The sequence below is a fragment of the Rhodococcus sp. SGAir0479 genome (assembly GCF_005484805.1).
Classification (GTDB): Bacteria; Actinomycetota; Actinomycetes; order Mycobacteriales; family Mycobacteriaceae; genus Prescottella.
Genome location: NZ_CP039432.1, coordinates 4,537,378 through 4,550,844, shown reverse-complemented (window position 1 = coordinate 4,550,844; position 13,467 = coordinate 4,537,378). Strand labels below are relative to the sequence as shown.

Annotated in this window: 16 protein-coding genes and 1 tRNA gene; 11 read left to right on the top strand and 6 right to left on the bottom strand. The window is 70.0% G+C overall.

Annotated elements, in window-relative coordinates; all coding sequences use genetic code 11:
- Positions 1-48 precede the first annotated feature (48 nt).
- The gene (locus E7742_RS21055; protein WP_137800718.1) at positions 49-696 is read left to right on the top strand and encodes a TetR family transcriptional regulator; all 648 of its coding nucleotides are present in this window, start codon (positions 49-51) and stop codon (positions 694-696) included.
- A 59-nt stretch (positions 697-755) separates the two neighbouring features.
- Here E7742_RS21055 and E7742_RS21050 read toward each other — a convergent pair whose 3' ends face one another.
- Both E7742_RS21050 and E7742_RS21045 read right to left on the bottom strand, forming a co-directional pair.
- A complete protein-coding gene (locus tag E7742_RS21050; RefSeq protein ID WP_137800717.1) occupies positions 756-1,226 on the bottom strand; it encodes a RidA family protein in 471 nt (156 codons plus the stop codon).
- 4 nt (positions 1,227-1,230) lie between these two features.
- The gene (locus tag E7742_RS21045; protein WP_127948305.1) at positions 1,231-1,395 is read right to left on the bottom strand and encodes a DUF4177 domain-containing protein; all 165 of its coding nucleotides are present in this window, start codon (positions 1,393-1,395) and stop codon (positions 1,231-1,233) included.
- A 55-nt stretch (positions 1,396-1,450) separates the two neighbouring features.
- On the opposite strand from E7742_RS21045, the gene E7742_RS21040 reads away from it, so the two are divergent.
- On the top strand, positions 1,451-2,479 hold the full coding sequence (locus tag E7742_RS21040; RefSeq protein ID WP_254699099.1) for an ArsA-related P-loop ATPase: 1,029 nt from the start codon (positions 1,451-1,453) through the stop codon (positions 2,477-2,479).
- The gene (locus tag E7742_RS21035; RefSeq protein ID WP_137800716.1) at positions 2,476-3,633 is read left to right on the top strand and encodes an ArsA family ATPase; all 1,158 of its coding nucleotides are present in this window, start codon (positions 2,476-2,478) and stop codon (positions 3,631-3,633) included. The genes E7742_RS21040 and E7742_RS21035 overlap by 4 nt, the downstream gene beginning before the upstream one ends.
- A gap of 100 nt (positions 3,634-3,733) precedes the next feature.
- Here E7742_RS21035 and E7742_RS21030 read toward each other — a convergent pair whose 3' ends face one another.
- Positions 3,734-4,057 (bottom strand): WhiB family transcriptional regulator, encoded by a 324-nt coding sequence (locus E7742_RS21030; protein WP_137801335.1) that lies wholly within the window; start codon positions 4,055-4,057, stop codon positions 3,734-3,736.
- Between the two features lie 313 nt (positions 4,058-4,370).
- On the opposite strand from E7742_RS21030, the gene E7742_RS21025 reads away from it, so the two are divergent.
- The 3 genes from E7742_RS21025 (at position 4,371) to E7742_RS21015 (ending at position 7,987) form a co-directional block, all read left to right on the top strand.
- Entirely contained in the window at positions 4,371-6,677 is a 2,307-nt protein-coding gene (locus E7742_RS21025; protein ID WP_137801334.1) for a penicillin-binding protein, read from the top strand.
- 126 nt (positions 6,678-6,803) lie between these two features.
- Entirely contained in the window at positions 6,804-7,433 is a 630-nt protein-coding gene (locus E7742_RS21020) for a DUF2231 domain-containing protein (protein ID WP_137800715.1), read from the top strand.
- Positions 7,430-7,987 (top strand): type 1 glutamine amidotransferase domain-containing protein, encoded by a 558-nt coding sequence (locus E7742_RS21015; RefSeq protein ID WP_137800714.1) that lies wholly within the window; start codon positions 7,430-7,432, stop codon positions 7,985-7,987. Before E7742_RS21020 ends, E7742_RS21015 begins: the two co-directional genes overlap by 4 nt.
- Positions 7,988-7,990: 3 nt before the next feature.
- Here the strand turns inward: E7742_RS21015 and E7742_RS21010 are convergent, their stop codons facing one another.
- Positions 7,991-8,755 carry a hypothetical protein gene (locus E7742_RS21010; protein ID WP_254699097.1) on the bottom strand — a complete coding sequence of 255 codons (765 nt, stop codon included), beginning with the start codon at positions 8,753-8,755 and terminating at the stop codon, positions 7,991-7,993.
- 164 nt (positions 8,756-8,919) lie between these two features.
- Complete coding sequence (locus E7742_RS21005) at positions 8,920-9,396, bottom strand: GatB/YqeY domain-containing protein (protein WP_137800712.1); 477 nt, start codon at positions 9,394-9,396, stop codon at positions 8,920-8,922.
- A gap of 64 nt (positions 9,397-9,460) precedes the next feature.
- Between E7742_RS21005 and E7742_RS21000 the strand changes: the two genes are divergently transcribed.
- The 4 genes from E7742_RS21000 to E7742_RS20985 all read left to right on the top strand — a co-directional run bounded on the left by E7742_RS21000 (position 9,461) and on the right by E7742_RS20985 (position 11,952).
- Positions 9,461-10,441: a metallophosphoesterase gene (locus E7742_RS21000; protein ID WP_137800711.1), complete on the top strand. Its 981-nt coding sequence runs from the start codon at positions 9,461-9,463 to the stop codon at positions 10,439-10,441.
- Between the two features lie 55 nt (positions 10,442-10,496).
- Positions 10,497-10,573: transfer RNA gene (locus E7742_RS20995), tRNA-Pro, on the top strand.
- Between the two features lie 159 nt (positions 10,574-10,732).
- Positions 10,733-11,356, top strand: a complete 624-nt coding sequence (locus tag E7742_RS20990; protein WP_137800710.1) for a ClpP family protease — start codon at positions 10,733-10,735, stop codon at positions 11,354-11,356.
- Complete coding sequence (locus E7742_RS20985; RefSeq protein WP_137800709.1) at positions 11,353-11,952, top strand: ClpP family protease; 600 nt, start codon at positions 11,353-11,355, stop codon at positions 11,950-11,952. The genes E7742_RS20990 and E7742_RS20985 overlap by 4 nt, the downstream gene beginning before the upstream one ends.
- A 25-nt stretch (positions 11,953-11,977) precedes the next feature.
- Here E7742_RS20985 and E7742_RS20980 read toward each other — a convergent pair whose 3' ends face one another.
- Positions 11,978-12,289, bottom strand: coding sequence for a helix-turn-helix domain-containing protein (locus E7742_RS20980; RefSeq protein ID WP_137800708.1), 312 nt, complete (start codon positions 12,287-12,289; stop codon positions 11,978-11,980).
- 125 nt (positions 12,290-12,414) lie between these two features.
- Between E7742_RS20980 and E7742_RS20975 the strand changes: the two genes are divergently transcribed.
- On the top strand, positions 12,415-13,455 hold the full coding sequence (locus E7742_RS20975) for an ABC transporter substrate-binding protein (protein WP_137800707.1): 1,041 nt from the start codon (positions 12,415-12,417) through the stop codon (positions 13,453-13,455).
- Positions 13,456-13,467 lie beyond the last annotated feature (12 nt).

Genomic DNA, 13,467 nt, shown 5'->3' with positions numbered 1-13,467 from the left:
GAACCGGACCGGTAGTCTGCGGACCGACACCAGCGAGGAGCCCAGAACATGCCCGGCGCACAGCCCGTCACGTCACTGACCGAACGACGGAAGGCGGAGACGCAACTCGAGATCTCCCGGCGCGCGGCCGAGATGTTCTCCGCGCGTGGGGCGTCGGCGGTCACCGCCGAGGAGATCGCGTCGGCGGCCGGGATCGGGCTACGCACGTTCTACCGCTACTTCCGCACCAAGGAGGAGGCCGTCGCGCCCCTGCTCGCCGGTGGGGTGACCAGCTGGATCACCTACGTCACCGAGGAGACGCGGGACGGCGCGCGGGTCGAGGAGGTCCTGGAGCGGGCCACCCGGCGAGCACTGACACCGTCGGAGGACGTCACCGAGGAGATGCTCCAGTGGACGCGGGGGCTGCTGCGGACCGTGCGGGACGAGCCGGGGCTGCACGCGGTGTGGCTGCGCGTGCAGCACGACTCGGAGGACGGCCTGGTACAGGCCATCGCACCCCTGCTGGGCCCCGGCGTCGATCCGCTGACCGTCCGCCTGGTCGCGGCGTCCGCGAACGCGGCGATGCGCATCGCGGTCGAAACCTGGGCCGCCACCGACGCTCCCACCACCGGCCCCGACGGCCCGGCGGAACTGGCGGTGGACTGCATGCGCCGCCTGGTCGAGCACGCCGCTTCCCGGGACACCGAAAACAACTGAGCCGCATTCCCTTACGGGGATGCGGCTCAGCGTGGACGTAGTGGGGGCGCGTGTACTTCTCAGCGCACCTCGGCGACCAGTTCGACCTCGACGGGCGAGCCCAGCGGCAACTCGGCGACCCCCACTGCCGAACGGGCGTGGATGCCGGCGTCGCCGAACACCTCACCGAGGAACTCGGACGCGCCGTTGATCACGCCGGGCTGCCCGGTGAAACCCTCCGCCGAGGCCACGAAACCGACGACCTTGACGATGCGCACGATCGAATCCAGACCGACCAGCGCGTCCACCGCCGCGAGCGCGTTCAGCGCGCACTGGCGGGCGGCATCCTTGGCGTCGCCCTCGGAGACGGCCCCGCCGACCTTGCCCGTGAGCGGCAGCTCGCCGGCGACGAACGGCAACTGACCGGACGTGTGGACGAGGTTCCCGGTCCGCACGGCAGGCACGTACGCCGCGACCGGCGCGGCCACCGGCGGCAACTCCACACCGAGCTCGGCCAGCCGCGCGGTCCAGGACTGTGCGGTCTCTGCCACGGCCTCAGCCCTTCGGACGCTTGAGGTAGGCCACGTGCTGCTCGCCGGTCGGACCGGGGAGCACGGTGACGAGTTCCCATCCGTCGCCGCCCCACTGGTCCAGGATGGCCTTGGTCGCGTGCGTGAGCAGCGGCACGGTCGCGTACTCCCAGGTAGTCATTTCACTCATGCGGCTGAGCCTATCCCCCACACGTTCGGGCGCTTCGGCTTATAGGCTCGTGCCCGTGGCAGCTCCGAGAGATTCGCGGCCGGACCCCGCCCAGCCGGGCTGGCCCCCCATCGCCGATGCAGCGCGGCTGCACTTCGTCTCCGGGAAGGGCGGCACCGGCAAGTCCACCGTGGCCGCCGCGCTGGCGCTCGCGCTCGCGGCCGGCGGACGACGCGTACTGCTCGTGGAGGTCGAGGGACGCCAGGGCATAGCGCAACTGTTCGACGTGCCCCCGCTCCCACCCCAGGAGACCAAGGTCGCGGCCGCCGAGGGCGGGGGCGAGGTGTTCGCGCTCGCGGTCGACCTCGAGACCGCGTTCCTCGAATACCTCGACATGTTCTACAACCTCGGTTTCGCGGGTCGCGCGATGAAGAAGATCGGGGCCGTCGAGTTCGCGACCACGCTCGCGCCGGGCCTGCGGGACGTCCTGCTCACCGGCAAGATCAAGGAGTGCACGGTGCGCACCGACAAGGCCGGTCGTCGCGTGTACGACGCCGTCGTGGTGGACGCGCCGCCGACCGGACGGATCGGCAAGTTCCTCGACGTCACCCGGGCCATGTCGGACCTCGCCAAGGGCGGGCCGATCCACTCGCAGAGCCAGGGCGTGGTGCGGCTGCTGCATTCCGACGAGACCGTGGTGCACCTGGTGACGTTGCTCGAGGCGCTGCCGGTGCAGGAGACGGCGGACGCCGTCGCCGAGCTCGAGGCCGCCGACCTGCACCTGGGCACCGTGATCGTGAACCGGACCGACGCCGCCTACCTGCCCCACGACGCGCTCGCGGAAGCCGCGCAGGGACGCCTCGACGCCGACGCGATCCGGAAGGGGCTGGCGACCGCAGGCATCACGCTGGCGGACGACGACTTCGCCGGGCTGCTGACCGAGACGATCGAGCATGCGGCCACGTTGGCCGCGCAGGACGAGAGTGCAGCCCAACTGGACGAGGTGAAGGTGGCGCGGATGTACCTACCGGCGCTGGACGACGGGATGGATCTCGGCGGGCTCTACGAGCTGGCCGAGCGGCTGACCGAGCAGGGCGTCCGATGAGCGCGCCCGGCAGCACCGCCGCGCCGCGCACCGCCCCGGCCCTCGACCTGGGCGGCATCCTCGTCGACCCCGACACCCGGATCGTCGTGTGCTGCGGGGCCGGCGGCGTCGGCAAGACGACGACGGCCGCGGCGATGGCCCTGCGCGCGGCCGAGCAGGGCCGGCGCGTCGCGGTGCTGACGATCGATCCGGCGCGGCGCCTGGCGCAGGCGCTGGGTGTCCAAGACCTCGACAACGAGCCGCAGTTGGTGCAGTTGGCACCCGGTTCCTCCGGGGAACTGCACGCGATGATGCTCAACATGCGTCGCACGTTCGACCAGATGGTGCTCGAACACTCGACACCGGAGAAGGCCGAACAGATCCTCGCGAACCCCTTCTATCAAACGGTCGCCACGTCGTTCTCCGGCACGCAGGAGTACATGGCGATGGAGAAGCTGGGGCAGCTCGCGGCCGACGACCGGTGGGATCTCGTCGTCGTCGACACCCCGCCGTCGCGCAACGCGCTCGACTTCCTCGACGCCCCGCAGCGGCTCGGCGCCTTCCTCGACGGCCGGATGATCCGCCTGCTCACCGCCCCCGGACGCGGCATCGGCCGGCTGGTGACGGGTGCGATGGGCCTGGCCCTCAAGGGCGTCTCGACGGTCGTGGGCAGCCAGATGCTGTCCGACGCCTCCGCGTTCGTGCAGTCCCTGGATTCGATGTTCGGCGGATTCCGCGAGCGCGCGATGCGCACCTACGAACTGCTGCGCAAGGAGGGCACCCAGTTCGTGGTGATCGCGGCCGCCGAGCCCGACGCGCTGCGCGAGGCCGCGTTCTTCGTCGACCGGCTGTCGGGCGACCGCATGCCGTTGGCGGGTCTGGTCCTCAACCGCACCCATCCCACGCTGTGCTCGCTGTCCGCCGATCACGCCCGCACCGGCGCCGATCAACTGGACGAGGCGGAACCGGCCACGGCGGCGAACGAGCTGACGTCGGCGGTGCTGCGCGTGCACGCGCACCGCGCGGTCATGGCGAAGCGGGAGGTGCGCCTACTGAGCCGCTTCACCGCATCACATCCGCACGTGCCGATCGTGGGCGTCCCGTCCCTGCCGTTCGAGGTCTCGAATCTCGAGGCGCTGCGCGCGGTGGCCGACCAGCTGACCCACGAGGGCTGACCCGGGTGGTTGTCGCGGCGGCGTGAGCGCACGCCGCCGCGACGGAACTTCGCCCGTGGCTACGGTCGGACCTACTCCCCGACGAGGACCGACCCGGCGATCAGACTGCGGACTGGTGCTGGCGCTGTGCTTCGAAGAAATCGGCCCAGGACTCGACCTCCGGATGCTGCTTGAGCAGCGCTCGACGCTGCCGTTCCGTCATCCCACCCCAGACGCCGAACTCGACCCGGTTGTCGAGCGCGTCGGCACCGCACTGCATCAGCACCGGGCAGTGCCGGCAGATGGTCGCGGCCTTGCGCTGCGCGGCTCCCCGTACGAAGAGCTGGTCGGGATCCACTTCACGGCATCGTGCCTGCGCGACCCACTGGATGCGAGCTTCTGCCTGCTCGTGGTCGAGACGCGTGGCGGGGCTGGTCATGTGCATTCGGTTCCCCTTCGTCCGAACGCCGTTCCCCACGGCGCTCAGGATGCTCACGCAGTTCCCCGCTATCACGTGGGAACTGCAACACATTCCTAATCCAGTGTTAGCTGTATCACACCGGTGACAGCTAACTTAGGTAAAGAACGAGCGGCGCGCAAGATCAGGGGCGCAGATTCTGGTACGGCCGTCATACTTCGTCGCAAATGACCGGCTCGGAACGGCCGTTTCCTCGCCGAACGGACGTCCGGTCCGCGTCGCGCACCGGGCCGCCCGGTTCGTTCGACGTACTCTGTACTCCGTGTCGAGAGCCAAAACGATCGCCAAGCTCGCGGGCTGCAGCGCACTTGCCGGTGTTCTTTTCGCCGGAGTGATGTTTCCGCTGGCAGGCGGCTTCGGATTCGCCTCCAACCGCGCCACCGATGCCGTCGACAACGTCTCGGCCGAGCTGGTGGAGGGCACCGTCCCGGCGGTCACCACGATGACCGACGTGACCGGCAACCCCATCGCGTGGCTCTACGAGCAACGCCGGTTCGAGGTGCCGAGCGAGAAGATCTCCAACGAGATGAAGCTGGCGATCGTCTCGATCGAGGACAAGCGGTTCGCCGATCACCACGGCGTCGACTGGCAGGGCACCCTGCGCGCGTTCATGACCAACACCACGAGCGGCGAGGTACAGCAGGGCGCCTCCACGATCGACCAGCAGTACGTCAAGAATTACCAACTGCTCGTGGTCGCCAAGAACGACGCCGAACGCCGGGCCGCGATCGAGACGACACCCGCCCGCAAGATCCGGGAGATCCGGATGGCGCTCACGCTCGACAAGAAACTCACCAAGGACGAGATCCTCACCCGGTATCTCAACCTCGTGCCGTTCGGCAACGGCTCCTTCGGCGTCCAGGACGCCGCCCAGACGTACTTCGGCATCGATGCCAAGGACCTGAACGTGCCGCAGGCCGCGATGCTCGCCGGCATGGTGCAGTCCAGCTCCGCACTGAACCCGTACACCAACCCCGACGGCGTGCTCGAGCGTCGCAACACCGTGCTCGACACCATGATCACCAACATCCCGGATCGGGCTACCGAGATCCGGGCCGCGAAGACGGCGCCGCTGGGCGTGCTCCCCGAACCGAAGGCGCTGCCCCGGGGCTGCATCGCCGCCGGCGACCAGGGCTTCTTCTGCGACTACGCGCTGCAGTACCTGGCCGCGTCCGGCCTGAGCCGCGATCAGATCAACCGCGGCGGTTACACGATCAAGACCACGCTGGACCCGTCCGTGCAGAAGTCGGTGAAGGCGGCGCTGGTCGCCAACGCCGACCCCCAACTCGACGGCATCGCGAACGTGATGAACGTGGTCCAGCCCGGCCAGGACCAGCACCGGGTGCTGGCGATGGGTTCGAGTCGCGCGTACGGCCTCGACACCGACGCGGAACAGACCGTGCAACCGCAGCCCTACACCCTCGTCGGGCACGGCGCCGGGTCGATCTTCAAGATCTTCACCACGGCCGCCGCGATGGAGAAGGGTCTCGGCACCAGCGCGGTGCTCGACGTGCCGCGCCGCTTCGAGGCACGCGGCATGGGCAACGGCGGCGCGCGGGGCTGCCCGGCGGCCACGTACTGCGTCGAGAACGCCAGCCCCAACTACGCGGCGAAGCTGTCCGTGACGGACGCGCTGGCGCAGTCCCCGAACACCGCGTTCGTCAAGCTCATCGAATCCACCGGCGTCACCCCGACCGTCGACATGGCGGTGCGGCTGGGCCTGCGGTCGTACACCGCGACGGGGTCGTCCGGGTTCGGCGACCAGAGCATGGCCGACATGCAGAAGCAGCAGAACCTGGGTTCGTTCACGCTCGGCCCCACGTGGGTCAACCCGCTCGAGCTGTCCAACGTCGCGGCGACCCTCGCGTCCCACGGCAAGTGGTGCCCGCCCACCCCGATCGACTCGATCACCGACCGGGAGGGCAAGCCCGTCTCCATCACGCAGGAGGCCTGCGAACAGGTGGTCGACCCGGGCCTGGCGGACACGCTGTCGGTGGCCCTCAGCAAGGACGACCAGCCGGGCGGCACGTCCTTCGCGGCCGCCAACGCCGCCGGCTGGAAGCTGCCCATGTCCGGTAAGACCGGCACCACCGAGTCGCACATGTCGTCCGGGTTCCTCGGATTCACCAACAACCTCGCCGCCAGCGTGCTGGTCTACGGCGACTCGACCACCCCGGGCGAGATCTGTTCGGCGCCCCTGCGTCCGTGCTCGGACGGCAACCTCTACGGCGGCACCGAACCGGCCCGCACGTGGTTCCAGGCGATGACGCCGGTGGTCGGCAACTTCGGTCCCGTCGCACTGCCGGCGGTCAACGAGAAGTACGTCAAGGGCTCGCAGAACGCCCAGGTTCCCGACGTGGTGGGACTGACGCAGGGTGCCGCCACGGCCGCACTGCAGAACGCCGGTTTCACGGTGAACCCGGCGACCACCAAGTCGGACGCCCCCAAGGGTCAGGTCACCGGCACCGCGCCGTCGGGGCTGGCGGTTCCGGGTTCGCCGATCACGATCTACGTCAGTGACGGGTCCGTCAAACCCGCCCCGCCCGGCACCGCTTCCAACCGGCCGACGCCTTCGCCCGGCGGCTGAGCCGCCCGGTCCGGCAGCGGCTGAGCCGCCCGGTCCGGGGAGCGGCTGAGCCGCCCAGTCCGGGAGCGGCTGAGCCGCCCGGTTCGCGCTGGTTTCACGCGTGCCGGTCCCGGGTAGTCGTGGTGGATGAACCTCCGTCACCTCTACACCCGGGCCGAGTCCGCGTCGTTCCTCGACGGGGTCAGTGCGGCACTGCAGCACCGCCTCCAGTCGGGGCTGGGTCGCACCCCGATCGGTGACCGCCTCCGCGGCGACTGGCTCGGCCACCCCGTGCATCCGGTGCTGGTCACCATCCCCATCGGGGCGTGGACCAGTTCACTCGTCTTCGACCTCGTGTTGCGCGATTCGCGCAGCGCCCGGCGGCTGATCGGCCTGGGCCTGGCCACGGTGCCACCGGCCCTGGCCACGGGCTGGGCGGACTGGAGCGAACGCGACGTCCGGCAGCGCCGGGTGGGGTTGATCCATGCCGCGAGCAACGGCGCCGGCATCGCCTTCATGGTCGCGTCGTTCCGTCGGCACAAGCGCCGCCCCGGCCTCGGCGCGACGGCGCTCAACGTGCTCGGGATGGCCGCGGTCGGCGCGGGCGGCGCACTCGGCGGCCACCTCGTCTACGGGCAGGGTGCCGGGCTCGACATGGGCACGCCCAACGACGGCCCTGCCTTCGACCCGGTCCTCGCCGACGTCGAATCCGAACCGGAGGCCCATCCCGGCGACGGCCACCGGCACCACGCTCTCAGCCAGGAAGGACACTCATGACCGACGCACTCGCAGGCCGCACCATCGCCATTCTCGCCACCGACGGGGTCGAGGAGGTCGAACTCGTCGAACCGCGCAAGGCGGTCGAGGAGGCAGGCGCGACCACGAAACTGGTGTCGCTGTCGAGCGGGCAGATCCAGGCGATGAACGGCGACGTCAACGCCGCCGGCACGTACGACGTCGACGTCGTGGTCGGCGACGCCTCGATCGACGACTACGACGCACTTCTGCTCCCGGGCGGCACGACCAATCCCGACCATCTGCGGATGGACGCCGACGCCGTCGCCTTCGTCCGGGACTTCGTCGGTACCGGCAAGCCCGTCGGCGTGATCTGCCACGGCCCGTGGACGCTGGTGGAAGCCGACGTCGTGCGCGGGCGGACGCTGACGTCGTACCCGAGCGTGCGGACGGACATCCGCAACGCCGGCGGCACCGTCGTCGACAAGGAGGTCGTCATCGACGGTTCGTGGGTTTCCAGCCGCAATCCCGACGACCTGCCCGCGTTCTGCGACGCCATCGTCGACGTCTTCACGAAGGCGAAGTCCCAGGTCTGACCGCTACCGCCCCACCGTCACCCGGACCCCACCGTCGACCGGCACGACGTCGTTCGCGACCGCGCCGAGACACGTGAGGTTCGGGCGGCGGGGAGCGACGAGGACCGGTGTCCCCACGTAGTCGACCGGTGTCGCGTAGGCCCTCGGGGTCCCGAGGCGCACGCTGGCCCGGGCGACGTCCGAGCACGAGTCGGCGGGGGTGTAGTAGCCGACGGACTGATAGCCCAACGGCGTGAGCCGGCGCAGTTCGTTCCAGATCTGGACGCCGCTGAGCGCCCTCGGATAACGCATCGCGCCGTCGTCGACGGACGCCTGCCAGTAGTTGGACCCCATCTGCTCGACCTTCAACGAATAGGTCTTGCCCAACACGAAGTCGAAGAAGTCGCCGCGGCACGTCATCCCGCCCGGCCCGGGGACGAGGGGCCCGCACCCGGCCTGCTGGACGTCGGGTCCGAAGTAGCTGAAGACGGTGCGCGCGACGAGCGGCGCATCCGCTGCGGGACGCTCGATCTCGATGCCGACGTAGCCGCCCTGCCCGTTCTGGAAGCCGAAATGCTGCCCGACCGAGAAGGTCTGCCCCGGTCCGGTCACCCCGATCTCCTCGACGGTGACCGGAAACGCGAATTCCGAGATGCCTTTCGATCCGCCATTGGTGGCCAGCCAGTCGATCTGGACGAGTTCACCCGGGACCACCGCCGCCGTCGCTGTCGCCGGTGCGACCACTGCGACGGCCGCGGCCGCTCCGCACGCCGCGACGAACGAACGCACAGCTCTCGATCCGACCCACCCCATACCGATTTCCTCCCCTGAACGCCGGAACGCTGCTGCGCCTCGATCACTCGTGTGATCTTGTTCGGGGAGGCGGTCGTTACGGACCGAAAGGGCGGGACAGGCGGGGCGGGTGGATCGGATCCGCGGGAGCCGCTCGCACCCTAGAGGCGGTCCTTGACCGCCTTGGAGATGCGCGAACCGTCGGCCTTGCCCGCCGCGATCGCGGTGGCGGCCTTCATGACCTGCCCCATCTGGCGCATCCCGGGTCGTTCGCCGATCTCCTCGGCGACCTGCGCGATGGCCGTGTCGGCGACATCGGCCAGTTCGGCGTCGGTGAGCGGGGTGGGCAGGTACGAGTCGATCACCTGCGCCTCGGCGCGCTCGTTCGCGGCGAGTTCCCCGCGACCGGCCTCGGTGTAGACCTCCGCGGCCTCGCCACGCTTCTTCGACTCCTTCGCCAGGACCTTGAGCACCTCGTCGTCGGTCAGCTCGCGCGCCTCCTTGCCGGCGGTTTCCTCCTTCTGCACCGCGGCGAGGATCATGCGCAGCGTGGACAGCCGCAGTTGATCCTTGGCCTTCATCGCGGTCGTGAGGTCGGCACGGAGCTGGGACTTGAGCGTGGGAGCGGTATCGGCCATGCGCCGAACGGTACGCGCCCCGCGCCACGTCCTGCATCTTCATTGCCGACACCCGTATTCTGAAATGGTGTCTGATCTGTCGCACCGCATCCCCGGCCGTAGCGTCCTGAGCCGCACCGCGCTCGCCACCGCGGGCGCCGCCGCACTGGGCGTCGGTTACGCCTCGCTGATCGAGCGCAACGCGTTCGCGCTCCGGGAGGCGACGATGCCGGTCCTCGAGCCGGGTTCGGCGACCCTCCGGGTGCTGCACATCAGCGATCTGCACATGATGCCCAACCAGAAGCTCAAGCAGAACTGGCTGCGCGAGCTCGATCGGCTGGAACCCGATCTGGTGGTCAACACCGGTGACAACCTCTCGCACGCCAGGTCGGTGCCGGCCGTCGTGCAGGCCATGGGCGGGCTGTTGGCGCGCCCCGGCCTGTTCGTGTTCGGCAGCAACGACTACTTCGCGCCCAAGCCGAAGAACCCCCTCAACTACTTCAAGAAGGAGCACCGCCGGGTGCTCGGCGCGCCGCTGCCGTGGGCCGATCTGCGTGCCGCGTTCACCGAGCGGGGCTGGCTCGACGTCACCCACGTGCACCGCGAGCTCGAGGTCGCGGGCGTGCGCATCGCCGCGGCCGGTGTCGACGATCCGCACCTGAAGCGCGATCGCTACGACACCATCGCGGGCCCGCCCAACCCGCTCGCGCAGCTCAAGTTGGGGATCACCCACTCCCCCGAGCCCCGGGTCCTGGACCGCTTCGCCGGCGACGGCTACGACCTGGTGCTGGCCGGCCACACGCACGGCGGCCAGCTGTGCCTGCCGTTCTACGGTGCGCTCGTGACCAACTGCCAGCTGGATCGCTCCCGGGTGAAGGGCCCGTCCCGGTGGGGCGCGCACATGCGGCTGCACGTGTCGGCGGGCGTCGGCACGTCGCCGTACGCCCCGGCCCGGTTCTGCTGCCGCCCCGAGGCGACGCTGCTCACGCTGGTGCCGGCGCCCCGCGAGGACACCGCCGCCACCCGCGCCGCCGTCGCCGCGGAGGACGCGGTTTTGGGTCGCTGACCAGCCGATTTAACCCCGACGAGATCGGTAATGTAAGCTAACCGAGGTTCAACACCGGGGTGTGGCGCAGCTTGGTAGCGCGCTTCGTTCGGGACGAAGAGGTCGTGGGTTCGAATCCCGCCACCCCGACCAGTGAAGAACAGCAAGACCCCGTCCGACACGTTCGGACGGGGTCTTTCTCGTTCGGGGCCGGGTGCCGCCACGGCGGGCCGGGCGCCGTTCGCCGTGGGCGGATCCGCTCACAGCAGCGTGGCATTGTCCGCCGGATCCCCGCGCCGCAGAGTCGAGCGCATGTCGGAAAACACGATCGATCCCACCGCGGTACTCGACCGCGATCTCAATCAACGCCTGTTCGCGCAGCGGATGATCCTGCTCGGTGACGCGCTCGAGCAGGCCAACACCAACCGCATCTGCACCGCGCTGCTCGTCCTGGCCGCCGAGGACCCGGAGTCGGACATCGCGTTGCTGATCAATTCGCCCGGCGGATCGGTGCCCGGCATGCTCGCGATTCGCGACTGCATGCGCGCGGTGCCCAACGATGTCGCGACGGTGAATCTGGGGATGGCCTACAGCGCGGGCCAGTTCCTGCTGTCGGCCGGGACCCGAGGGAAGCGCCTGGCGCTGCCGCACTCGAAGGTGCTGCTGCACCAGGGCTCCGGCGGGGTGGGCGGTTCGGCGCCGGACGTCGCGATCCAGGCCGACGACATCCGTCACACCCGGGACACCGTCCTCGCCTGTATCGCCGAGGACACCGGAAGACCGGTCGACCAGATCACCGAGGACTCGGTGCGCGACCGCTGGTTCACCGCGGACGAGGCGCGCGAGTACGGCTTCGTCGACGGGATCGTCACGACGCTCGACGACGTGATTCCCCGCCGCCTCTCCCGCACGTTCGGACTGGGGGTGGCGCGGTGAGCACGTACACGATCCCCTACGTCACCCTGTCGACCTCCAGCGGCGAACGGACGGTCGACATCTACAGCCGATTGTTGGCCGAGCGCATCGTGTACCTCGGCACCGCAGTGGACCAGGGCGTCGCGAACGCCGTCATCGCCCAGTTGCTGCACCTCGAGAGCGAGGGGCCGGAGCGGCCCATCTCCCTGTACATCAACTCACCCGGCGGCGCCCTGGCGTCGGTGCTGGCGGTGTACGACGCGATGCAGTTCGTCCAGGCCCCCATCGAGACGACCTGCGTGGGCGAGGCGGTCGGCAGCGCGGCCCTGCTGCTGGCGGGGGGCACTCCCGGACGGCGGTCGATTCTGCGGCACGGACGCGTGGTGCTGCATCCACCGGTCACCGAGGGTGGGCGGGCCGCCATCCCGGATCTCGTGCTCGAGGCCGAGGAGATCGAGCGGGTCCGCCGGCTCCAGGAACAGATTCTGGCCGACCGCACCGGCCGCAGCGCCCACCAGGTCCGCACCGACATCGAGCGGCAGCTGGTCCTCGCGCCCGACGCGGCGATCGACTACGGAATCGTCGACACGGTGGTCGCGAACCGCGCCCACCCCTGACGTCCCGGCGTGCCCCGGTCGGCCGTCAGGCCGCCAGGCACACCGGGCCGGGCGGCACGCGTCGAACGCTCGGCGGGGCCGGGGCGGCGAGCCGCACCACGGGCGCGAGCGGGTACGCGCGCCGCACCAGGCCCTCGATGTTCGTTCCCAGCGCGCCGGCGACGGCGGCCAGCAACTCGGAGGACGGGTCCTTGAGTCCGCGTTCGATCTCCGACAGGTACTGCGGCGACACCCCGGACCGCTCCGCCACGTCCGTCAGCCGCTCGGCGCGATCGGTGCGGATGCGCCGAATCTGCTCACCGACGACCTCTCGCCACAGCCGGTCCGTTTCGCCCATGGCAGCAGGCTACCGGGACGGGCGGTGGCCGCGACGGTCATTGCGCCGGTCGTTGCGCCACGAAGCGGAACCGACACGCGGATCCCGCCGCGGGATCCGGTCCAGCCGCAGGCTAGCCTGACCTAATGTTCGCTCGAACCCCTCTTCGTCGGCGCACCTCGGTCCGCGTCGCGCTGGTCGCACTGGCGACCGTCTTCGCCGCCACCGCGTGCGGCTCGTCCGACAACGCCACCGACAACCCGGCCGGCAACGGCGACGTCGCGACCGGCGGTCGCCTGTTCGCGACGGCCGACACCGCCACCGCGGAACTGGGCAGCGACGCGCAGCCGGGCCAGTTCCCGCGCACCGTCAAGCACGCGCTCGGCGAGACCGTGCTGGAGAAGAAGCCCGAGCGCGTGGTCGTGCTCGACGGCGGCGAACTCGACGACGTGCTGTCGCTCGGCATCACGCCGGTCGGCATCGCGAGCCCGGAGGGCGCCGCGGGTCAGCCGTCGTACCTGGCCGACAAGCTCGCGGGTGTGCCCGACGTGGGCACCACCAACAACCTCAACCTCGAGGCCATCACCGCGCTGCAGCCGGATCTGATCCTGGGCAGCAAGCTGCGCGCAGACAAGACGTACCCGCGGCTGTCGGAGATCGCACCCACGGTCTTCAGCATCCGCCCCGGCTTCCCGTGGAAGGAGAACTTCCTGCTCGTCGCCGACACGCTCGGCGAGGAGAAGAAGGCCGAGACGGTGCTCAACGACTACCAGGCGCGCGCCGACGAGGTCCGTCAGGGCATCCAGGGCGATCCGTCGATCTCGCTGGTGCGCTTCATGTCCGGCAAGACCCGCCTGTACGGCAACCTGTCGTTCATCGGCGTGATCCTGCAGGACGTGGGCTTGCGCCGCCCCGACGTCCAGAACATCGAGGAGCTGGCCGTCGAGGTGAGCCCGGAGACCATCACGCAGGCCGACGGCGACTGGATCTTCTACTCCACCTACGGCAAGCCCGACACCACCGCCGAGGGCGAGGTGCTCGGCGGCCCGCTGTGGGCGAGCATGAACGCCGTCAAGAACGGCAAGGCGGTTCCGGTGTCCGACGAGACCTGGTTCCTGGCGCTGGGCCCCACGGGCGCGATGATCGTGCTCGACGACCTGCAGAACCTGTTGGGCGGCAAGCAGTAACCCGTGCGCCCG

Coding starts and splice junctions, on each gene's coding strand:
- E7742_RS21055 (WP_137800718.1), top strand. CDS start 49: ATGCCCGGCGCACAGCCCGTCACGTCACTGACCGAACGACGGAAGGCG.
- E7742_RS21045 (WP_127948305.1), bottom strand. CDS start 1,395: ATGAGTGAAATGACTACCTGGGAGTACGCGACCGTGCCGCTGCTCACG.
- E7742_RS21035 (WP_137800716.1), top strand. CDS start 2,476: ATGAGCGCGCCCGGCAGCACCGCCGCGCCGCGCACCGCCCCGGCCCTC.
- E7742_RS21030 (WP_137801335.1), bottom strand. CDS start 4,057: ATGCACATGACCAGCCCCGCCACGCGTCTCGACCACGAGCAGGCAGAA.
- E7742_RS21020 (WP_137800715.1), top strand. CDS start 6,804: ATGAACCTCCGTCACCTCTACACCCGGGCCGAGTCCGCGTCGTTCCTC.
- E7742_RS21015 (WP_137800714.1), top strand. CDS start 7,430: ATGACCGACGCACTCGCAGGCCGCACCATCGCCATTCTCGCCACCGAC.
- E7742_RS21005 (WP_137800712.1), bottom strand. CDS start 9,396: ATGGCCGATACCGCTCCCACGCTCAAGTCCCAGCTCCGTGCCGACCTC.
- E7742_RS21000 (WP_137800711.1), top strand. CDS start 9,461: ATGGTGTCTGATCTGTCGCACCGCATCCCCGGCCGTAGCGTCCTGAGC.
- E7742_RS20990 (WP_137800710.1), top strand. CDS start 10,733: ATGTCGGAAAACACGATCGATCCCACCGCGGTACTCGACCGCGATCTC.
- E7742_RS20980 (WP_137800708.1), bottom strand. CDS start 12,289: ATGGGCGAAACGGACCGGCTGTGGCGAGAGGTCGTCGGTGAGCAGATT.
- E7742_RS20975 (WP_137800707.1), top strand. CDS start 12,415: ATGTTCGCTCGAACCCCTCTTCGTCGGCGCACCTCGGTCCGCGTCGCG.